This window comes from Pseudonocardia adelaidensis (genome assembly GCF_039543345.1).
GTDB classification, from domain to species: domain Bacteria; phylum Actinomycetota; class Actinomycetes; order Mycobacteriales; family Pseudonocardiaceae; genus Pseudonocardia; species Pseudonocardia adelaidensis.
Window position 1 is genome coordinate 166232 of the sequence record NZ_BAABJO010000010.1, and the last position, 20093, is coordinate 186324.

A 20093-nucleotide genomic window follows, 5' to 3' on the forward strand; every position below is an offset into this window, starting at 1 on the left:
CTCGCAGGGTCGCGGACGATCGGAGCGGATGGATGCGTGTCTTCAACGGGGTCGACGAGCTGCGGGCGGCGGTGGGTTCCCAGCTCGGCGAGAGCGACTGGCACACGGTCGACCAGTCCCAGATCGACACGTTCGCCGACGCCACCCTCGACCACCAGTGGATCCACGTCGACGAGGAGCGGGCCAAGGCGGGCCCGTTCGGCGGCACCATCGCCCACGGGTTCCTCACGCTCTCGCTGCTGCCGCACCTCGTGAAGCAGGCGTACCGCGTCGAGGGCACGAAGATGGGCGTCAACTACGGGCTCAACCGCGTGCGGTTCACCTCGCCCGTCCCGGTCGGCAGCAAGGTGCGGGCGAACGTCGAGCTCGTCGACGTCACCGACGTGTCGGGCGGGGTCCAGATGACCACGAAGGTGACGGTCGAGATCGAGGGATCGGACCGCCCTGCGCTCGTCGCCGAGTGGCTGACCAGGCAGTACGTGTAAGGAGTGCCTCCGATGCGAGAAGCGGTCATCTGCGAGCCGGTGCGGACCCCGGTGGGTGGGTTCGGTGGCGCGCTGCGGGACGTGCCGGCACCCGAGCTCGCCGCCACCGTGATCCGCGCGCTGATGGAGCGCACCGGGCTGCCGCCGGACGCGGTCGACGACGTCGTGCTCGGCCACTGCTACCCCACGATGGACGCGCCTGCGATCGGCCGCGTCGCCGCGCTGGACGCCGGGCTGCCGGTCACGGTCACCGGCCTGCAGATCGACCGCCGCTGCGGATCGGGCCTGCAGGCGGTGCTGTACGCGGCGATGCAGGTGCAGTCCGGTGTGTCCGAGCTGATGCTCGCCGGCGGCGCCGAGTCGATGTCGAGCGCGCCGTTCTACGCGAACGGGATGCGCTGGGGCGTCAAGGGCGGGCCCGGGGTGATGCTGCACGACGCGCTCGCACGCGGCCGCGTCACGGCGGGCGGGATCAACTTCCCGGTGCCGGGCGGGATGCTGGAGACGGCCGAGAACCTGCGCCGGGAGTACTCGATCCCCCGCGAGGAGCAGGACGAGTTCGCCGTGCGCTCGCACCGGCGCGCCGCCGCCGCCCGCGACGAGGGCCGGTTCGCCGACGAGATCGTCCCGGTCACGGTGAAGGGCCGGAAGGGCGACACGGTGGTCGACGCCGACGAGCACATCCGCCCCGACTCCACGGTGGAGAAGCTCGCCGGGCTGCGGCCCGTCCTGGGCCGCGACGACCCGGAGGCCACGGTCACGGCGGGCAACGCGAGCGGCCAGAACGACGGCGCGGCCGTCTGCGTCGTCACCCACCCGGAGAAGGCTGCCGAGCTGGGCCTGCGGCCGCTGGTCAAGCTCGTGTCGTGGGGTATCGGCGGCGTGCCGCCCGCCACGATGGGCACCGGCCCGGTGCCGGCGGTGGCGAAGGCCCTCGACGCCGCCCGGCTGACGCTGGCCGACATGGACCTGATCGAGCTCAACGAGGCCTTCGCGGCGCAGGTGCTCGCCGTCACGCGCGAGTGGAAGCTCGTGCCGGAGGACTTCGAGCGGCTCAACGTCAACGGCTCCGGGATCTCACTCGGCCACCCGGTCGGCGCCACCGGCGGCCGGATCCTCGCCACGCTCGCGCGGGAGATGGAGCGCCGGGACGCCCGGTACGGCCTCGAGACCATGTGCATCGGCGGCGGGCAGGGGCTCGCCGCGGTCTTCGAACGGGTGGCCGCCTGATCGTGATGTGAAACACCTCTCCCGCCGGGTACGACAGCCCTCGTAGACACACGCTGCGAGAGAGGCGAGGCCATGACGAGCGCGGAGACCGCGACGTTGAGCGGGCGGGACCGGGCCGTGCTGCGCGCGGTGGCCGCGGGGCGTTGCGAGCTCGGCAGCGGTGGCTGGCAGCCCGTTCTCCTCATCGACGGGCTCGCGTGCGCCGACTCGGCCGCGGGGCACCGGCTGCTGGCGGCCGGGCTGATCAACCCGCCCGACCCGGGCCGGCCGCTCGGTCCGGCGAGCATCACCTCGCTGGGGTGGCGGGCGCTCGCCCGCTGAGCGTCACATCGGGGCGTGTTGCCCGAACCCGGCGGGCGGTCCATGCTCGCGCCGTGCCGTCCGACGACGACCTCGCCCTGGCCGATGACGTGAGCGGCCAGCTCATCCGGCTGCTGCGGCTGATGGACCGCAGGCAGGCCCAGTACCTTGCCGAGCACCCGGACGCGGTCGAGCGGGCCACCTACTTCCTGCTCGTCCACCTCGTGAAGGGCGGCCCGCAGCGCGCAGGTGCGCTCGCGGAGGCGGTGCACTCGGACCCCTCGACGATCAGCCGCCAGGTCGGGCACCTCGTGCGGCTCGGCCTCGTCGAGCGCATGGCCGACCCGGGGGACGGGCGGGCCACGCTGCTCACCGCCACCGACGAGGGCAGGCGGGTGTTCGGGGAGAACCGGCGCATGCGCATCGAACGGTTCGCCGAGATGCTGTCGGACTGGTCGGTCGAGGAACGGCGCACGTTCGCGGAGCTGCTGGGCCGCTTCACCACGGCGTTCGAGAACACCCAGCGTTCCTAGCGGGACGTCCGGGGCGGGCCCGCGGCGCATGTGGGACGAGCGGCCGCTCGCTCGCACCCGGCGCACGAGGGTGTCGTTGACTCCACCCGGTGTGGCCGTACCGCCCGAACCACGTCCTCAGTGCGCGCCGGCCACCTTGGCGCGCTGCCAGGAGGCCTTGATCTCCCGCTCGGCGTCGGCCCGGCCGACCCAGGTGGCGCCTTCCACGCTCTTGCCCGGCTCGAGCGCCTTGTAGATCTCGAAGAAGTGCTGGATCTCCATCCGGTCGAACTCGGGGAGGTGGTGGATGTCGCGCAGGTGCTCCTGGCGCGGGTCGTCGCTGGGCACGCAGAGGACCTTGTCGTCGCCGCCCTTCTCGTCCTTCATGCGGAACATGCCGATCGCGCGCGAGCGGATCAGGCAGCCCGGGAAGGTCGGCTCCTGCACGAGCACGAGCGCGTCCAGCGGGTCACCGTCCTCGCCCAGCGTGTGCTCGACGAACCCGTAGTCGGCCGGGTACTGGGTGGCCGTGAACAGCGTCCGGTCGAGCCGGATGCGCCCGGTCTCGTGGTCGACCTCGTACTTGTTGCGTCCCCCCTTGGGGATCTCGATGGTGACGTCGAAGTCCACTGGCGCTCTCCTGCTGTTCCGTCGGATGGATGGCCGGTACCGGTCGGGCGACCGGCTCCGGCGCCTCGGTCTAGTCTGATGCACCGCGTCGGCGGGTCCGACGTCCGGGGCGCGCGTCCAGCGTCCCGCGGATGTCGAGGGAGGGCGCCCGTGGGCATCGGGCGACGAATCGGTGACTCACTGCGACTGCCCGGTCGCGGAGCGCGGCGGATGATCGCCGTTCTCGTCGTGCTCGTGGTGGCCGGCGGCGCCGGCGGGGCGATCGCGCTCACCGGCCCGACCCTCGTCCAGCGGCTGGGTCTGGTGGCGCCCCCGCCCCCGCCGCTGCCGCCCGTCCCGCACGCCCAGCTGGGGCCGCTCCCGGCGAACGCCCCGGTACCCACGCCCGACGGTGTGAGCGCGGTCCTCGACGAGGCCGCGGCCGACATGCCGGGCAAGTTCGGGGGCGTGGTGATCGACCCGGCCACCGACAGCGAGCTGTGGAGCCACACCCCCGAGCGCCCGCTCACCCCGGCGTCCACCGGAAAGCTGATCACCACCGCGGCGGCGATGCTGGTGCTGAACCCGACCGACCGGCTGGTCACCCGCGTCGTGACCGGCCCGGACCCGGGCACCGTCGTGCTGGTGGGCGGCGGCGACCCGACGCTCACCGCGCTCCCCGACCCCGAGGACAGCCTGTACCCGGACGCGCCGAGCATCGTCGAGCTCGCCGACGCGGTGCGCAAGAAGGCCGCCGGCCCGATCCACCGGGTGCTCGTCGACACGAGCCGCTACACCGATGACGGGCTCGCACCGGGGTGGAACCCCGGCGACGTCGCGGCCGGGTTCATCACGCCGATCGAGCCCGTGATGCTCGACGGCGGCCGGATCGACCCCGCGTTGCAGGACGGCCCGCGCGTATCGGACCCAGCGCTCACCGCCGCCCGCGAACTCGCCGACCGGCTCGGCGTCCACGATGTGGGGAAGGGCAAGGCCGGACCGGACGCCACGGCCATCGCAGCGGTGTCGTCGGCGCCGGTGAGCGAGCTCGCCGAGTTCGCGCTCCGCGCCTCGGACAACGTGCTGGCCGAGGTGCTCGCGCGCGAGGTGGCGATCGCGCGCGAGGTGGAGCCGTCGTTCGAGGGTGCGGCCGGGGCCACGCTCGGCGCGCTCCGGCAGGCGGGGATCGACACGACCGGCGCCGTGATGGTGGACGGCAGCGGGCTCTCCACCCGGGACGAGGTGCCTCCCCGGCTGCTCGGGGAGATCCTCGCCGCCGCCGCGGCGCCCGCGAAGGGACCGCTCGACACGCAGTTCCTGCGGCCGGTCCTCACCGGCCTCCCGGTGGCGGGCGGTGTCGGCACGCTCGACAACCGGTATGCGCGCGACGGAGGGGCCGCGGACGGGCGCGGTGTCGTCCGCGCGAAGACCGGCTCGCTCACCGGGGTGAGCAGCCTGGCCGGGGTCGTCACGGACGCGGACGGGAGGCTGCTGGTCTTCGCCCTGATGTCCAACGGGGCCAATCCGCTCATCGTCCGCCCGCTGCACGACGAGATGGCCGCCGACCTGAGCCGCTGCGGTTGCCGCCAGCCGTGAGCCCGGCAGGCCACGTAGCGTGGGAGGCGTGCAGTACGTGACCGACTCCGCCCAGCCCACGTCGAGCCCGCCCGGTGAGCGCGGCCTCCCCGTCGACTGGGAGCTCGCGAGCCGCACGGCGGGCCGGCTCATGCAGCCCGGCCCGGACGCCACCCCCGCCGAGGCCGCCGAGCTGGTGCAACGCCTGCGCGCCGACGCCGTCGTCGCCGAGCAGCACGTCCGGGAGACCACCGGCCTCGGTCACGGCCTGCCGCTGCTGCCGGCCGATGTCGTGGACCGCAAGGCGTGGGCGGCGGCCGCGGTGGCGGGCATGGCCGCGCTCACCGCGACCGCACAGCTGCCGGAGGTGTCGCGGGTGGCCCGCCGCGTCACGGCGCGCACCGCTGGGCTGCAGGTCGGTGGAGTGGTCGCGTTCCTCGGCGGGCGGGTGCTCGGCCAGTACGACCCCTTCGGCGGGTCCGACGGTGGGGGGCGCCTGCTGCTCGTGGCGCCCAACGTGCACGCGGCGCAGAAGGCGTTGGACGTGCCGAGCACCGACTTCGGCCTCTGGGTCTGCCTGCACGAGGCCACGCACCGGCTCCAGTTCACCGCGGTGCCGTGGTTGCGGTCCTACTTCGCCGACGAGGTCGGCCGGTTCCTGTCGATCGCGCAGGGCGACCGCAACGCGGTGCTGGAACGGCTGCCCGAGGTCGTCCGGTCGCTGCGGGAGACCGGCGGCGACTCCCTCGCGATCGTCGAGCTGCTGCAGGGGCCGGAGCAGCGGGCCGTGCTCGACCGGCTGCTCGCCCTCACCACACTGCTGGAGGGCCACGCCGACCACGTGATGGACGCCGTCGGCCCGTCCGTCGTGCCCACGGTCGCCACCATCCGCAACCGGTTCACGATGCGCCGTCGCGGCGGCGGTCTCGTCGACCGCCTGCTGCGCGCCCTGCTCGGCGTGGAGGCCAAGGTCCGCCAGTACGCCGTGGGCTCGGCGTTCACCCGGCACGTCGTGCTCGCGGCCGGCATGGAGGGCTTCAACCGGGTGTGGGAGAGCCCCGAGACCCTGCCGACCCGGGAGGAACTGGCCAACCCCGGCGACTGGCTGGCGCGCGTCCACGGCCTCTGACGCCCCGAACGCCGGCATGGTGGCCTTACCGGCGCACTGCGGCAGTATGGCCACCATGCTGCAACGGGGAGCAGCCGCGTGAGGCAGCAGACAGGGCACGACACCGCGGTCCTCGCCGTTCGGCGGGCCGTTCGGGGAGCGGTCGTCGCGCTGCCCCCGCCCCACCGGGACGCCCCGTTGCTCGTCGCCTGCTCCGGCGGTGCCGACTCGCTCGCGCTGGCTGCCGGGGCGCTCGCGGTGCGCGGGGCGGGTGCGGTGCAGGCCGCGGTGGTCGACCACGGTCTGCAGGACGGGTCCGCCGAGCGTGCCGCCGCGACCGCAGCGTTGCTCGACGGCATGGGGGTCGCCGCCACCGTGCACCGGGTCGACGTCACGGGGAAGGGTGGGCTCGAGGCCGCGGCCCGCCGCGCCCGCTACGCCGCCCTGCGGTCCGCCCGCCCGCACCCGGACTCGCCGGTGCTGCTCGGGCACACCCTCGACGACCAGGCCGAGACCGTCCTGCTCGGGCTGGGGCGCGGGTCCGGTGCCCGGTCCCTGTCCGGGATGCGCGAGTGGGACGCCCCGTGGTGCCGTCCGCTGCTCGGGCTGCGCCGCGCGGTGACGCGGGCGGCGTGCGAGGCGGCGGGCCTTCCGGTGTGGGACGACCCGCACAACAGCGACCCCCGGTTCACCCGGGTCCGCCTCCGGCACGAGGTGCTGCCGCTGCTGGAGGAGGTGCTCGCGGGCGGGGTGGCGGAGGCGCTCGCCCGCACGGCGCGCCAGCTGCGCGAGGACGGCGACGCGCTCGACGCCGTCGCGGCCGACCTGCTCGGGCGGGCGAGCGACCCGGATCCGCGGTCCGGCCTGCGTCTCGGCCCGCTCGACGGCGTCCCCGCCGCGCTGCGCCGCCGGGTGCTGCGGGCATGGCTCGCCACCGTCCACGTGACGGCTCTCACCGACGAGCACCTGAGGGCCGCCGACGTCCTCGCAGGTCAGGGCCCTGACCGCGGCGGTGTCGCCCTTCCGGGTGGGTTGGAGCTGGTGCGCGCGCGTGGGAGGCTTTCCGTGCGTCCGATCCGCTGGCCATCCGGCGGCTGATCCCCACCCCACGCAGGAGGCCGCCAGCCGTGTACGACGGTGAGATCGCATCGACGCTGATCACCGAGCAGGCGATCCGGGAGCGGACGGCCGAGCTGGCGGCCCAGATCGCGGCCGACCGCGCGGGGTCGGACTCGGACCTGCTGCTGGTCGGCGTGCTCAAGGGCGCCGTGATGTTCATGACCGACCTGGCGCGGGCGTTGCCGGTACCGGTGCAGCTCGAGTTCATGGCGGTGAGCTCCTACGGCTCCGCCACCTCGTCCTCGGGGGTCGTGCGCATCCTCAAGGACCTCGACCGCGACATCGCCGGCCGCGAGGTGCTCATCGTCGAGGACATCATCGACTCGGGTCTCACGCTGTCCTGGCTGCTGAAGAACCTGGAGTCCCGGCAGCCCGCGTCGCTGTCGGTCTGCACGCTGCTGCGCAAGCCGGACGCGGTGAAGGTCGACGTGCCGGTCAAGTACGTCGGCTTCGACATCCCCAACGAGTTCGTCGTCGGCTACGGCCTCGACTACGCCGAGCGCTACCGCGACCTGCCGTTCATCGGCACGCTCGCCCCCTCCGTCTACGCCTGACGGCGCGAGCTCCTGCATCGCCGCGGTGACCCGTACGCCCAGGGCTCTGATCAGCGTTTCGGCACGTCCTGGGGCTCGGGCGGCGCGTGTGATCAGCGGGAACGGGACGTCGACTGGACCGCCGGCCGGCAAAGTTGCTCAGCGGCGCGGCGTAGACGTCATCGGGGTTCGATCGTGAACCGGGACGCGTCACGTCGATCTCGAGGCTGTGGGCAAGCCCGCAGCGTTCAGCGGAACGCACCCAGCCGGTGAACTCGGCCCCGTGGCGGTTGTCAGCCGCCGAGCGCGGGCAGCGCGGGCAGCGCCGGGAGGGGCGGCACCGGGAGTCCGGCGGCGGGTCCCGCGTTGAACGGCTCGGTGCCCAGCGCGAGCTCGACGTCGCCCACGTCGCCGTTCGCGGCGGCGTAGTCCAGCGCGTGGGCCAGGTCGATCACCCCGTTGCTGGCGGGCAGCGGCGCGAGGTTCAGCGTGGACAGCACGCCGAACGCGGCGCCCGAGTCGTCGACGAAGGCGCTGCCCGAGTCGCCGGGGATGCCCGGGGTGAGCGTGTAGACGTCGTGGTTGCGCCCGCCACCCGTCTCGGAGACGTCGATGCCGACCTTCGGGCCGAGCGCCTCGATCCCCAGCCGCAGCGGCGAGTTGCCGAGGCTGTAGACCAGGTCGCCGGTGCCGAGGCCGTCGGTGTCGAGGCCGGTGGGGCCGCCGAAGACCGGGAGGCTCGGGTTCACGTCGGCCGCGTCCTCGGAGGCGATCTCGACGAGGGCGAAGTCGTTGAACGCGCAGACGTCGGGGTCGCTCTCACCGTTGGCCTGCATCGTGACCCACGAGCTGTAGGCCAGGTGGCCCGTGCGCTCGGTGCCGTCGGCGGCCTTGATGGTCACCGGGGTGCCGATGCCGACGGTGCCGGAGTCGCAGCCGTCGGTCTCGGTGGCGTCACCGGTGCCACCGCAGTGCGCGGCCTGGCCGAGGAAGGTGCGGTCACCGCTGGTGAAGACGAAGTTGCTCGTGCAGGACCCGCCGCCCTCGGTGTCCGTCACGACGCCCGGGCGGATCGCCGCGGAGTCGGCGGGCGCCCACTGGTCGCGGCCGGACTGGGTGGGCGCTGCCGTGGCCGCAGGGGCGAGCACCGTCCCGAGCGCGATCCCACCGAGCACGACCGCCAACGCGACCCCACGGGCCCTCACCGTCATCCCAGATACCCCTCACCGCCGGCCTCGTCGCCGACCTCCGTGATCCGCTTCCGCCACTGGCCCAACGACGCCGGGGCCGTGGGGATATGGCGGGGATACGGCAGGGACATGGCCGGCCGCGGGCCTGCGGGAACTCGGGTGAGCGCCCGTTCGTTGAAAGCGCATGTACCCGTAAGGGGTACCCGGTCGGACATCGACGACGCAGCTGTGCTCGCGGCCCGCTATCCTGGCGGACTCAGGGCCGGTCAGTCCGCTGCGCCGGGTCTCTCCGCCGGAGAATCTCGCCAGGAAGGGTGAAGGCCGCCACGGCCGAAGCTGCATGGACCGCAAGCGCCTGCTCCGAAACCCGCTGATCTGGATCCTCGCCGCGATCCTGGTCTACTTCACGTTCAGCGTGCTGTTCGACGACACGCGCGGATACACGCGGGTCGACACCTCGGTGGCGCTCGTCCAGATCTCCGACGGCAACGTCACGAACGCGCTCATCGAGGACCGGGAGCAGCGGATCCGGCTCACCCTCGCCAAGCCGGTCGAGGGCAGCACGCAGATCATCACGCAGTACCCGGCGCAGACCGCGGGCACCATCGTCGAGACGCTCGAGAACGCGAGCAACAAGCCGGCCTTCAACACCACCGTGCGGCAGGACTCCTTCCTGACCACGATGCTGATCTACCTGATCCCGCTCGGCCTCGTGCTGCTCATCCTGTTCTGGATGATGAACAACGCCCAGGGCGGCGGGAACCGGGTGATGTCCTTCGGCAAGTCGAAGGCGAAGCAGCTCAACAAGGACATGCCGAAGACCACCTTCGGTGACGTCGCGGGCGCCGACGAGGCGGTCGAGGAGCTGCACGAGATCAAGGACTTCCTGCAGAACCCGGCGCGGTACCAGGCACTCGGCGCGAAGATCCCGAAGGGCGTGCTGCTCTACGGCCCGCCCGGCACCGGCAAGACCCTCCTCGCCCGGGCGGTCGCAGGCGAGGCGGGCGTGCCGTTCTACACGATCTCCGGGTCCGACTTCGTCGAGATGTTCGTGGGTGTCGGCGCGTCCCGCGTGCGCGACCTGTTCGAGCAGGCCAAGCAGAACTCGCCGTGCATCATCTTCGTCGACGAGATCGATGCCGTCGGCCGCCAGCGCGGGGCGGGCCTCGGCGGTGGACACGACGAGCGCGAGCAGACGCTCAACCAGCTGCTCGTCGAGATGGACGGCTTCGACGCCCGCGGCGGCATCATCCTGATCGCGGCCACCAACCGGCCCGACATCCTCGACCCCGCCCTGCTGCGCCCCGGCCGGTTCGACCGCCAGATCCCGGTGAGCGCCCCCGACCTGGCGGGCCGCCGCGCGATCCTGCACGTCCACGCGAAGGGCAAGCCGTTCGGGCCGGACGTCGACTTCGAGGGCCTGGCCAAGCGCACGGTCGGCATGTCCGGCGCCGACCTCGCCAACGTCATCAACGAGGCCGCACTGCTCACCGCCCGCGAGAACGGCACGTTGATCACGGCCGCGGCGCTGGAGGAGTCGGTCGACCGGGTCGTCGGTGGGCCGCGGCGCAAGACGAAGATCATCTCCGAGCAGGAGAAGAAGATCACCGCCTACCACGAGGGCGGCCACGCGCTCGCCGCGTGGGCCATGCCCGACCTGGAGCCGGTCTACAAGCTCACGATCCTGCCGCGGGGGCGCACCGGCGGACACGCGCTCGTCGTTCCCGAGGACGACAAGGGCCTCATGACCCGCTCCGAGATGATCGGCCGGCTGGTGTTCGCGATGGGCGGCCGCAGCGCGGAGGAGCTCGTGTTCCACGAGCCCACCACCGGCGCGTCCAGCGACATCGACCAGGCCACCAAGATCGCCAAGGCGATGGTCACCGAGTACGGCATGAGCGCCCGCCTCGGCGCCGTCCGCTACGGCCGCGACCAGGGCGACCCTTTCCTGGGCCGCTCGATGGGCGCGCAGGCCGACTACTCGCTCGAGGTCGCCCACGAGATCGACGAGGAGGTGCGCGCGCTCATCGAGGCCGCGCACACCGAGGCGTGGGAGATCCTCAACACCTACCGGGACGTGCTCGACGACCTGGTGTTCGAGCTGCTCGAGAAGGAGACGCTCACGCGCGCCGACCTGCAGCGCATCTTCAGCCGGGTGGAGAAGCGGCCCCGGATCACGGCGTTCAACGACTTCGGCGACCGCACGCCGTCCGACAAGCCGCCGATCAAGACGCCCGCCGAGCGGGCGCGGGAGCGCGGCGAGCCGTGGCCGCCCCACACCGAGCCGGTGCGCGAGCCTGCGCCCGTCGGCTCCTACCCCGGTGGCGCCAACGGCGTGCCGGCGCCGGGCCCCAACGGTGGCCCGGTTCCCACGCCGCCCGGCGGCTACCCGGGTGGCCCGGGTCAGCCGGGCTTCCCCGGGTCGTACCCGCAGGGACAGCAGGTTCCGCCGCAGCAGGGCTGGGGCGGGCAGCCGCAGCCCAACTCGGTGCCGCACAACTACGGGGCGCCGCCGGACTGGCGCCCCGCCACCACCCCGCACGGCCAGAGCTGGCCGCCACCCGGCCACTGGCAGCCGCAGCCGCCCGGCCCGCAGTGGGGGCCGCCGCAGCACCAGGTTCCGCCGAACCAGGTGCCGCCACAGGCAGGCTCCAACGGTGCCGCCGAACCGGCGGAGCAGCCACCGTCCGAGAAGCCGTCGCCCGAGACGAGGGGCGAGAAGGACGGCTCCGGGTCCGACGAGGGTGGCTCGCGCTGAGTGCAGTTGCGCCCGGTGGTGCGGCGTCCGAGCGGGCGTCGAAGAACGGCCGACCGATGATGGACCAGGCGCGTGCCGAGGCGGCGGTGCGCGAGTTGCTCATCGCGATCGGGGAGGACCCCGACCGCGAGGGCCTGCGGGAGACGCCCGCGCGCGTCGCGCGGTCGTACGCGGAGATCTTTCAGGGTCTCTACGCCGACCCGGACGAGGTGCTGGACCGCACGTTCGACGAGCACCACCAGGAGCTGATCCTGGTCAAGGACATCCCGATGTTCTCGATGTGCGAGCACCACCTGGTGCCCTTCCACGGTGTGGCGCACGTCGGCTACATCCCGAACCCCGACGGCCGGGTCACCGGGCTGTCGAAGCTGGCCCGCCTCGTCGACCTGTACGCGCGGCGGCCGCAGGTGCAGGAGCGGCTCACGGCGCAGGTGGCCGACGCGATGGTTCGCAAGCTCGAACCGAAGGGCGTGATCGTGGTGATCGAGGCCGAGCACCTCTGCATGGGCATGCGGGGGATCCGCAAGCCCGGCTCGCGCACCACCACCTCCGCGGTGCGCGGGATGCTCCGCTCGTCGCCGACGTCCCGCGCCGAGGTCCTCGCGCTGATCCGGAACGGGTGACGCACCTGTGAGCGCGGGGCTGCCGGATCCCGGCCGGTGCGTGGTGATGGGCGTCCTCAACGTCACGCCGGACTCGTTCTCCGACGGTGGCCGGTGGCTCGACCGCGACCAGGCCGTCGCGCACGGGGTGGCGATGCGCGACGCCGGAGCCGACCTGGTGGACGTCGGCGGGGAGTCCACGCGGCCGGGCGCGCCCCGCGTCGAGCCGGATGCCGAGCTCGCGAGGGTGCTCCCGGTGGTGCGCGAGCTCGTCGCAGCAGGCGTGTGCGTCAGCATCGACACCACGCGCGCCACGGTCGCCGAGGCGGCCGTGGAGGCGGGCGCCACCGTGGTCAACGACGTGTCCGGCGGGTTGGCCGATCCCACGATGGGCAAGGCGGTGGCGTCGGCGCAGGTGCCGTGGATCCTCATGCACTGGCGCGGGCACAGCGACCGGATGAACGAGCTCGCGGTGTACGACGACGTGGTCACCGATGTCCGCGCCGAGCTGTCCGCACGCGTGGACGCCGCGGTGGCCGCGGGTGTGGACCCGGCGCGGCTCGTGCTCGACCCCGGGCTGGGGTTCGCGAAGACCGGTGAGCACAACTGGGCGTTGCTGCGCCGGTTGGACGTGCTCGTCGAGCTGGGGTTCCCGGTGCTGGTGGGGGCCTCGCGCAAGCGGTTCCTCGGATCCCTGCTCGCCGACGCTCAGGGCGTGCCGCGCCCGACGTCGGGCCGGGATGTCGCCACGGCCGCGGTGAGCGCGCTCGCGGCCCGCCACGGTGCGTGGGGCGTGCGGGTCCACGATGTGATCGGCACGCTCGACGCCGTGCGGGTGGCGGATGCCTGGTACGGCCGGGTGGAGCAGTAGGAGGTCCGATGTCGGATCGCATCGAGCTGCGGGGTCTGCGGGTGCGCGGCCACCACGGCGTGTTCGAACACGAACGGCGCGACGGCCAGGACTTCGTCCTCGACATCGTCGTGTGGATGGACCTCACGCACGCGGCCCGTTCCGACCGCCTCGAGGACACCCTCGACTACGGCGCCATGGCCGAGCGGGCGGCGGCGATCGTCGGCGGGCCGCCGTGCAACCTCATCGAGGCGGTGGCCGGACGGGTGGCCGACGACGTGTTCTCCGACGTGCGGGTGCAGACCGTCGAGGTCGTTCTCCACAAGCCGCAGGCGCCGATCCCGCTGGAGTTCGCCGACGTCGCGGTCGTCGCGCGGCGCTCGCGGACGGGCGGCCGGGGGCGGGTGGTTCCCGCGTGACGCGGGCGGTGCTCTCCCTCGGCTCGAACCTCGGCGACCGGTTCGTGCACCTGCGGGCGGCCGTTGCGGGCTTCGGCGACGCGGTGCGGGCGGCGTCGCCGGTGTACGAGACCGCGGCGTGGGGCGGCGTCGAGCAGCCCGACTTCCTCAACGCCGTGCTCGTCGTCGAGGACGCCGGGACGGACGAATGGGGCTGGCTGCGCCGCGGCCAGGAGCTCGAGCGGGCCGCGAAGCGGGTGCGGGAGGTGCACTGGGGCCCCCGCACGCTGGACGTCGACGTGGTCACCGTCGACGGGCTGGACGGCCCGGTGCGCAGTGACCACCCGGACCTGCTGCTCCCGCACCCGGGCACGCCGGAGCGCGCCACCGTGCTGCGCCCGTGGCTCGACGTCGACCCCGGGGCGGTGCTGCCGGGCCACGGCCCCGTGGCGGCCCTGCTCGCGGCGCTCGGGCCGAGCGCCGAGGACGGGATGCGCCGCCGCGACGACCTGTCCCTCCTGGCCGACCGGTGACCCCGACCCGGCCGCGGGACCTGTTCGGCGTCGCCCTCGTCACGGCGGTGGTCGTGGCCATCCTCGTCCGACTGAGCTACGGCTCACTCCCCCCGATACCCCTGCTCGCGGGTGCCACGCTCGGCGTGCTCGGCATCGCGGAGGCGATCGGGGGCAACATGCTGCGCGCCCGCATCCGCCGCCGCCCGGGCACGGAGCCGGTGCAACCTCTCGTCGCCGCCCGTGCCGTGCTACTGGCGAAGGCGTCCGCGCTGGCCGGCGCCATCATGACCGGTGTGTGGGGCGGGCTGCTCGTGCACGTCCTCCCGCTGGCGGGGGAGGTCACGGCCGCGGGGAGCGACTCCCTCGCGGGCGCGGTGGGCCTCGTGTGCGCGTTGGGCCTGGTGGGCGGGGCGCTGTGGCTCGAACACTGCTGCCGCACCCCCGACGACCCGGGGGACGAGCAGAACGGGCACGCCCCCGGCGCTGACCGCCCGTAGGCTCCCCGCCCATGACCCAGGCGACGCGCGTCATCCCGATGCCCACCTCGGGCCGGCAGCGCCGTGGGGTGCTCGCCCCGGTCCTGGGGCTGGTCGCGCTGGGGTTCTGCGGGCTCGTGGTGCTCGGGCTGGTGGGCAACAGCGTCGGCGGCACCGGAGTGGTGGTCGGGGCCCTGTGCGCGCTCGTGCCGGTCGGGCCCGTCGTGGCCACCTTCCTCTGGGTCGACCGCTGGGAGCCGGAGCCGCCGCGCACGCTGCTCGCCGCGTTCCTGTGGGGCGCGTGCTTCGCGGCGCTCACCGCACTGCTGATCAACAGCAGCGCGAGCGTGGTCGTCGACCAGGTGCTGGGCCGGGAACGGGCCGACTTCTTCGGGGCCGTGGCGGTCGCACCGGTCGTCGAGGAGGCGGCGAAGGGCGCGTTCCTGGTCGGGATGCTGGTTTTCCGGCGTCGGGAGTTCGACGGCGTGGTCGACGGGATCGTGTACGCCGGCCTGGTGGCCGCCGGGTTCGCGTTCACCGAGAACATCCTCTACCTGGGCCGGGCGTTCACCGAGGACGCGGCCGCCGGCCAGGTCGGCAGCGTGCTCGGCGTCCTCGTGCTCCGTGGCGTGCTCTCGCCGTTCGCCCACCCCCTGTTCACGGCCATGACCGGCATCGGGGCCGGGATCGCGTCGCGCAGGGCGACCGTCGGGGCCCGGGTCGGGGCGGTGGCGATCGGTTACGTGGTGGCGGTGGCGCTGCACTCGCTGTGGAACACCTCGGCCTCCGTGCTGGGCGGTGGCATCTTCCTCGTGGTCTACGGCTTCGTCATGGTGCCGCTGTTCGTCGCGCTGGTGCTCGTCGTGGTCTGGCAGCGCAGGCGCGAGCAGCGGATCGTGGCGGCACAGCTGCCCGGCTTCGCGGCCGCGGGGTGGATCGTGCCGAGCGAGGTGCCGCTGCTGTCCAGCCTGGCCGGCAGGCAGGGCTGGCGCGCGGCCGTGCGCAGGCGGTCCGGGCGGCGGGTGGCCAAGGCCGTGGCGGAGTACCAGTCCGCGGTCACCGACCTCGCGTTCCTGCGCGATCGCATGGCCCGCGGCACCGCGGGCCCCTACGGGCCGCTGTGGCACGCCGAGGCCGTCGAGGCGGTGCGCCAGGCCCGCGCCCGCGCCGTCGGGCACCCCGAGGCCCTCACCGTCGCCCTGCGCCACCACCGCCCGCCCGGCTGGGTGCCGCCGCCTCCCGGCCCGCCCCCACCCCCGCCGGGCGGCCATCACGCGGCGGCGCCGCCGTTCCACCCCGGCTACCGCCCGCCCCCGCCGCCGGGCTACTGGCGCCGCTGAGCCCCTGCGCGATCCAGAGCCGCCGACACGACGCGGTGAAGCCCGTCACCGGGCGCCTTCCCGGGGCCTCGCGGCCGTTAGCCTGTGCGCGCCGTCTGGTACCCGCGTGACGGGACTGGAACGAGGAGTGAGTGCGATGAGCGCTGGCAGGCCCGCACGGCTGGCGATCGGTGTCGTGTCGGCCGGACGCGTCGGTGCCGTCGTCGGGGCGGCCTGGGCGGCCGCCGGGCACCGGATCGTGGCCACGTCGGGCGTCTCGCGGGCGTCGGTCCAGCGGGCCGAGACGCTCCTCCCGGACGTCCCCCTGCGCCCCCCGGACGAGGTCGTGGCCGGCGTCGACCTGGCCCTGCTCGCCGTCCCCGACGACGTCCTGCCCGGCCTCGTGCGCGGGTTGGCCGCGGCCGGCAGCTTCCGGGCAGGCCAGATCGTGGTGCACACGTCGGGGGCGCACGGGGTGTCGGTGCTCGCCCCCGCCGCCGAGCACGGCGTACTGCCGCTCGCGCTGCACCCGGTGATGACGTTCACCGGCCGCACGGAGGACGTGGCCCGGCTGGCCGCGTGCAGCGTCGGGGTGACGGCCACGGCGGGCGACGAGGCGGCGTGGAGCGTGGGGGAGGCGCTCGTGGTCGAGATGGGCGCCGAGCCGGTGCGCGTCGCCGAGGAGGTGCGCCCGCTCTACCACACCGCGCTCGCACACGGCGCCAACCACCTCGTCACGCTCGTGCGCGACTGCGTCGAGACGCTGGAGCGCGCCGGTGTCCGCCCGGCCGAACGGCTCGTCGCGCCGTTGCTCTCCGCGGCGCTCGACAACGCGCTCCGGCACGGTGACCGCGCCCTGACCGGCCCGGTGGCCCGTGGCGACGTCGGAACGGTCCGCGTGCACCTGCGCGAGCTCGACGCTGCCGATCCCGACCTCGCCGAGACCTACCGCGTGCTCGCGGGGCGCACCGCGCACCGCGCCGTCGACGCCGGCATGCTCCCCGACCACGCCGCCCACGAGGTGCTCGAGATCCTCCAGGAGAAGCCGTGATCAGGCCGATGGCCGCCTCCTCGTCCGTCGGCGGCGGGGCCAGGACCCGGGGGGGTTACGCCGCGGGCGCCCTGACCGTGCACCGCTCGCCGCGCGAGATCACCCCGGTCACGCGGGCGCTGCGCGCCGCGGGCCGCAAGATCGCGCTCGTGCCGACGATGGGCGCCCTCCACGAGGGCCACCGGGAGCTGATCCGGCACGCCCGGCGTGCCCCCGGCGCGGTCGTGCCGGTGGTGTCGATCTTCGTGAACCCGCTGCAGTTCGGTGCCGGGGAGGACCTGGAGCGCTACCCGCGGCCCCTCGAGGCCGACCTGGAGGCGTGCCGAGAGGAGGGCGTGGAGCTCGTGTTCCTGCCCGGCGTGCCGGACATGTACCCCGAGGGCGCCGACACCACCGTCGTGCCTGGCCCGCTGGGCGAACGGCTCGAGGGCGCGGTCCGGCAGGGGCACTTCGCCGGGGTGCTCACGGTGGTGGCCAAGCTCTTCCACATCGTCGGGCCCGATCTCGCCTTCTTCGGCGAGAAGGACTACCAGCAGCTCGTCCTCGTCGAGAAGATGGTGCGGGACCTGGACTTCCCGTTGTCGGTGGTCGGCGTGCCGACGGTGCGCGAGCCGGACGGGCTCGCGCTCTCCTCCCGCAACGCCTACCTGTCCCCCGACGACCGGCGCCGCGCGCCCGTGCTGCAGCGGGCGCTGACCGCCGGGGCCGCCGTGTCGGCCCGCGGGCCGCAGGCCGTGCTGGAGACGGCCAGGGCCGTGCTCGCCGAGGAGCCCGCCGTGGCGGTGGACTACCTGGAGCTCACCGACCCCGACCTCGGCCCCGCCCCGCAGGCGGGTAGCGCGCGGCTGCTCGTCGCCGCGCGGGTCGGCGGCACCCGGTTGATCGACAACGTTCCGGTCCAGCTGTAGGAGCCGCCGTGCAGCGCACCATGCTCAAGTCGAAGATCCACCGGGCGACGGTGACGCAGGCCGACCTGCACCACGTCGGCTCGGTCACCGTGGACCGCGACCTGGTGGACGCGGCCGACCTGCTCGAGGGCGAGCAGCTGGCGATCGTCGACATCACGAACGGCGCGCGGCTCGAGACCTGCGTCATCCCCGGCGAGCGGGGCAGCGGGGTGATCGGGCTCAACGGGGCTGCCGCCCACCCCGTGCACCCCGGGGACCTGGTCATCCTGATGTCCTACGCCCACCTCCACGAGGCCGAGCCCGCCGCGTACGCACCGCGCGTGGTGTTCGTGGACGGGGCCAACCGGGTCGTCGAGCTGGGCGCGGACCCGGCGCACGTGCCGGAGGGCTCCGGGCTGCTCTGCGGCGCCGGGTAGGTCCCGTGCTGCTCTGCGTCGACGTCGGGAACACCCAGATCGCGCTCGGCCTCTACCCGGACGAGCCCGGCTCGGCCGAGGAGATCGACCCGCCGCTCGTGCGCGACTGGCGGATGCGCACCGACCCGCGGATGACCTCCGACGAGCTGGACGTCGCGTTCGCGGGCCTGCTCGGCCCGTACGCGGGGCGCGTCACCGGGATCGCGGCGCTCTCGACCGTGCCCACCCTGCTGCGCGAGCTGCGGTTGCTCATCGACCGCAGGGACGTGCCGGCCGTCGTCGTGGGGCCCGGCGTGCGCACCGGCGTGCCGCTGCTCGTGGACAACCCGCGGGAGGTGGGCGCCGACCGCGTGATGAACACCCTCGCCGCGCACCGGCTCTACGGCACGGCGTGCGTGGTGGTCGACTTCGGCACGTCCACCAACATCGACGTCGTCTCCGCGAAGGGCGAGTTCCTCGGCGGTGCGCTCGCGCCGGGCATCGAGATCTCGATGGAGGCACTGGCCACCCGCGCGGCGGCGCTCCGCACGGTGGAGCTGGTGCGGCCGCGCTCCGTGATCGGCAAGAACACCGTCGAGTGCCTGCAGTCCGGCGTGCTCTTCGGCTTCGCCGGGCAGGTGGACGGGCTGGTGCGGCGCATACTCGCCGAGCTCGGCCCGAAGGCGGGGCCCGTCACCGTGCTCGGCACGGGAGGTCTGGCCCCGCTCATGAGCGGCGAGTCGGAGACGATCACGGAGTACGTGCCCGACCTGACGCTGCTGGGCCTGCGCCTGACGTACCAGCGCAACGCCGCCGCCACCCGGGCCGCCACGGGTGCGGCGGGCTAGCCCCGTACGGCATTCGGGCGGGAGGGGCGCGCCCCGAGGCTGCAGCAAGGTGGCCTTACTCCGGGTCGGCCGGAGCAAGGCCACCTTGCTGCGGTTCGCGGAGCAGTGATGCGGCAATCGCCGTCAGGCGCTCGGACCCGCCCGCCGCGAACGGGCCGGGCAAGCCGTAGTAGCGGTGGGCCTCCGCCACCTCGTAGCCGCCGTGGGCGTACTCCTCGGCGGGAGGCAGGTAGCCGGGGTAGCCGTCGCAGTAGCCCGCCACCAGCACCGTGTCCCGGGGGTCGGCGTGCGCGCGGACCTCGTGCGCGGCGGCCGCGAACGGCTCCCCGGGCAGCGCGACGAGCACGGCAGGGCCCCACCGCAGGACGGTCACCGAGCCGGTCCACGACCCCGGTCGGGCGGATCCGGTGAGCTGCCGCCGCCCCCAGCCCGCCCAGCACCGCAGCAGCGCGGCCCGGGCCGGGTCGGCCGGTGCGGCCTCGGTCTCCCACGCCGCGATCTCGCCCGGGTCCTGGTCGCGGACGTCGAGGCCGAGCGGGACCTCCAGGCGCGCGGCCGTCACGTGGGTGGGCCCGGGGGCAGGGGAGGCGGCCAGCGCGGCCGAGGCGACGCGGCGGCCCACCCGCTCGCACTCGGCGAACGTCCGGGAGGCCGTCGCGGCGGTCGAGATCGACGCCGACGCCGCGTGCCCGGTGTTCGCATCCCCCGCGCACCCCGTCACGAACAGGACCGGTGCGCCGAGCCGCTCGGCGAGGACCTGCCGGACGACGCCGGGGTAGTCGGCGGTGAGCAGCGTGTTGTCCGCGCCGAGCACCACGGGGTGGCACGCGTAGGAGACGACGCAGGCCAGCAGCGACCCGCCCGGGCGGCGCAGGTGGACCACCGGGAGCGCGTCGTCGACCGGCCCGTCCGGCCGCCGCCGGTTGCGGGCCACGCCGGGACCCGCGCCGTACCCCGCGTGCACCTCGACCCGCTCCGCGCGGGCGAACGCGGCGTCGACCGCATCGACGCAGGTCGTGATCACGTGCTCGAGCCAGGCCTCGTCGACCGGGCCGCCCAGCCGGCCGCGCATGCTCGCCGGGCCGCCGTGGGTGTGCGTGGCGTGCACGACGACGCGGTCCGCGGGCACGGCGCACCGCTGCCGGATCCGCGTGCAGTCGTCCTCGTGCAGGCCGACGACGTCGACGGTGACCAGCGCGGTGTCCTCCACCACCAGCGCGTGCACCAGCAGCGGGTCGTGCACGCCGGTCGCGGGCGAGGTCCGGGCGACGAAGCCGGACATCGCCGTCCCGAGCGGGGGCGTCACGTCCCG

Annotated in this window: 22 protein-coding genes; 19 read left to right on the plus strand and 3 right to left on the minus strand. The window is 74.2% G+C overall.

All coding sequences use genetic code 11. From position 1 onward, the window contains the following. Window positions 1-32 precede the first annotated feature (32 nt). From ABEA81_RS15755 to ABEA81_RS15770, 4 genes are all read left to right on the plus strand, one after another. Window positions 33-485, plus strand: a complete 453-nt coding sequence (locus ABEA81_RS15755; RefSeq protein WP_345605834.1) for a MaoC family dehydratase — start codon at window positions 33-35, stop codon at window positions 483-485. Window positions 486-497: 12 nt separating this feature from the next. Then, entirely contained in the window at window positions 498-1715 is a 1218-nt protein-coding gene (locus ABEA81_RS15760; RefSeq protein WP_345605835.1) for an acetyl-CoA C-acetyltransferase, read from the plus strand. A gap of 72 nt (window positions 1716-1787) precedes the next feature. Then, on the plus strand, window positions 1788-2036 hold the full coding sequence (locus ABEA81_RS15765; RefSeq protein WP_345605836.1) for a hypothetical protein: 249 nt from the start codon (window positions 1788-1790) through the stop codon (window positions 2034-2036). A gap of 53 nt (window positions 2037-2089) precedes the next feature. Then, window positions 2090-2548: a MarR family winged helix-turn-helix transcriptional regulator gene (locus ABEA81_RS15770; protein ID WP_345605837.1), complete on the plus strand. Its 459-nt coding sequence runs from the start codon at window positions 2090-2092 to the stop codon at window positions 2546-2548. Between the two features lie 117 nt (window positions 2549-2665). Here the strand turns inward: ABEA81_RS15770 and ABEA81_RS15775 are convergent, their stop codons facing one another. Further along, window positions 2666-3157: an inorganic diphosphatase gene (locus ABEA81_RS15775; RefSeq protein ID WP_345605839.1), complete on the minus strand. Its 492-nt coding sequence runs from the start codon at window positions 3155-3157 to the stop codon at window positions 2666-2668. Between the two features lie 210 nt (window positions 3158-3367). Here ABEA81_RS15775 and dacB point away from each other — a divergent pair, with 210 nt between their 5' ends. From dacB to hpt, 4 genes are all read left to right on the plus strand, one after another. Then, a complete protein-coding gene (dacB, locus tag ABEA81_RS15780; protein ID WP_345605840.1) occupies window positions 3368-4732 on the plus strand; it encodes a D-alanyl-D-alanine carboxypeptidase/D-alanyl-D-alanine endopeptidase in 1365 nt (454 codons plus the stop codon). A 37-nt stretch (window positions 4733-4769) separates the two neighbouring features. Further along, window positions 4770-5840: a zinc-dependent metalloprotease gene (locus tag ABEA81_RS15785; protein WP_345605936.1), complete on the plus strand. Its 1071-nt coding sequence runs from the start codon at window positions 4770-4772 to the stop codon at window positions 5838-5840. Window positions 5841-5918: 78 nt separating this feature from the next. Then, the gene (tilS, locus tag ABEA81_RS15790; RefSeq protein ID WP_425570569.1) at window positions 5919-6917 is read left to right on the plus strand and encodes a tRNA lysidine(34) synthetase TilS; all 999 of its coding nucleotides are present in this window, start codon (window positions 5919-5921) and stop codon (window positions 6915-6917) included. Window positions 6918-6946: 29 nt separating this feature from the next. Beyond that, the gene (gene hpt / locus ABEA81_RS15795; RefSeq protein ID WP_345605841.1) at window positions 6947-7492 is read left to right on the plus strand and encodes a hypoxanthine phosphoribosyltransferase; all 546 of its coding nucleotides are present in this window, start codon (window positions 6947-6949) and stop codon (window positions 7490-7492) included. Window positions 7493-7764: 272 nt separating this feature from the next. Here the strand turns inward: hpt and ABEA81_RS15800 are convergent, their stop codons facing one another. Then, window positions 7765-8682 (minus strand): serine protease, encoded by a 918-nt coding sequence (locus tag ABEA81_RS15800; RefSeq protein WP_345605842.1) that lies wholly within the window; start codon window positions 8680-8682, stop codon window positions 7765-7767. Window positions 8683-9001: 319 nt separating this feature from the next. On the opposite strand from ABEA81_RS15800, the gene ftsH reads away from it, so the two are divergent. From ftsH to ABEA81_RS15855, 11 genes are all read left to right on the plus strand, one after another. Then, window positions 9002-11419, plus strand: a complete 2418-nt coding sequence (gene ftsH, locus ABEA81_RS15805; RefSeq protein ID WP_345605843.1) for an ATP-dependent zinc metalloprotease FtsH — start codon at window positions 9002-9004, stop codon at window positions 11417-11419. Between the two features lie 56 nt (window positions 11420-11475). Further along, window positions 11476-12042 carry a GTP cyclohydrolase I FolE gene (folE, locus tag ABEA81_RS15810; RefSeq protein WP_345605844.1) on the plus strand — a complete coding sequence of 189 codons (567 nt, stop codon included), beginning with the start codon at window positions 11476-11478 and terminating at the stop codon, window positions 12040-12042. Window positions 12043-12088: 46 nt separating this feature from the next. Then, window positions 12089-12892, plus strand: a complete 804-nt coding sequence (folP, locus tag ABEA81_RS15815; RefSeq protein WP_425570575.1) for a dihydropteroate synthase — start codon at window positions 12089-12091, stop codon at window positions 12890-12892. A gap of 8 nt (window positions 12893-12900) precedes the next feature. Then, window positions 12901-13290, plus strand: a complete 390-nt coding sequence (gene folB / locus ABEA81_RS15820; protein ID WP_345605846.1) for a dihydroneopterin aldolase — start codon at window positions 12901-12903, stop codon at window positions 13288-13290. Next, window positions 13287-13802 (plus strand): 2-amino-4-hydroxy-6-hydroxymethyldihydropteridine diphosphokinase, encoded by a 516-nt coding sequence (gene folK, locus ABEA81_RS15825; RefSeq protein ID WP_345605847.1) that lies wholly within the window; start codon window positions 13287-13289, stop codon window positions 13800-13802. Before folB ends, folK begins: the two co-directional genes overlap by 4 nt. Then, window positions 13799-14281 carry a DUF3180 domain-containing protein gene (locus ABEA81_RS15830; protein WP_345605848.1) on the plus strand — a complete coding sequence of 161 codons (483 nt, stop codon included), beginning with the start codon at window positions 13799-13801 and terminating at the stop codon, window positions 14279-14281. The genes folK and ABEA81_RS15830 overlap by 4 nt, the downstream gene beginning before the upstream one ends. 11 nt (window positions 14282-14292) lie before the next feature. Beyond that, window positions 14293-15600: a PrsW family intramembrane metalloprotease gene (locus ABEA81_RS15835; RefSeq protein ID WP_345605849.1), complete on the plus strand. Its 1308-nt coding sequence runs from the start codon at window positions 14293-14295 to the stop codon at window positions 15598-15600. A gap of 136 nt (window positions 15601-15736) precedes the next feature. Next, on the plus strand, window positions 15737-16630 hold the full coding sequence (locus ABEA81_RS15840; RefSeq protein WP_345605850.1) for a Rossmann-like and DUF2520 domain-containing protein: 894 nt from the start codon (window positions 15737-15739) through the stop codon (window positions 16628-16630). An 8-nt stretch (window positions 16631-16638) separates the two neighbouring features. Further along, the gene (panC, locus tag ABEA81_RS15845) at window positions 16639-17538 is read left to right on the plus strand and encodes a pantoate--beta-alanine ligase (RefSeq protein ID WP_345605938.1); all 900 of its coding nucleotides are present in this window, start codon (window positions 16639-16641) and stop codon (window positions 17536-17538) included. Window positions 17539-17546: 8 nt separating this feature from the next. Beyond that, window positions 17547-17954: an aspartate 1-decarboxylase gene (gene panD, locus ABEA81_RS15850; RefSeq protein ID WP_345605851.1), complete on the plus strand. Its 408-nt coding sequence runs from the start codon at window positions 17547-17549 to the stop codon at window positions 17952-17954. Window positions 17955-17959: 5 nt separating this feature from the next. Further along, on the plus strand, window positions 17960-18781 hold the full coding sequence (locus ABEA81_RS15855; protein ID WP_345605852.1) for a type III pantothenate kinase: 822 nt from the start codon (window positions 17960-17962) through the stop codon (window positions 18779-18781). Between the two features lie 55 nt (window positions 18782-18836). Here ABEA81_RS15855 and ABEA81_RS15860 read toward each other — a convergent pair whose 3' ends face one another. After that, complete coding sequence (locus ABEA81_RS15860; RefSeq protein WP_345605854.1) at window positions 18837-20087, minus strand: hypothetical protein; 1251 nt, start codon at window positions 20085-20087, stop codon at window positions 18837-18839. Window positions 20088-20093 lie beyond the last annotated feature (6 nt).